At 44.4% G+C, this 239-nt stretch carries 1 protein-coding gene; it reads left to right on the plus strand.

The genetic code is table 11. The features are described from left to right. The coding region (locus ACFIK8_RS11505) for a hypothetical protein (RefSeq protein WP_375669504.1) at positions 1-239 on the plus strand (239 nt) is incomplete at both ends.

Below are 239 nucleotides of genomic sequence, written 5' to 3' on the forward strand. Positions count from 1 at the left end.
GTTAGCACAAGCACTTCATGTTCGTGGTTTAATGAATGTGCAATATGCTGTTAAAGATGACACAATCTATGTCTTAGAAGTTAACCCTCGTGCTTCGCGTACTGTTCCATTTGTCGCAAAAGCGATTGGCCGCCCTGTTGCCAAAATGGCCACCCGTATTATGACAGGAGAGACTCTCCACAATGCAATTCAAACTTATGGTGGATTACCCTCTTCACAGCACAAACAACGTATCGCTG

It is taken from the genome of Bartonella sp. MR168JLCBS (genome assembly GCF_042194175.1).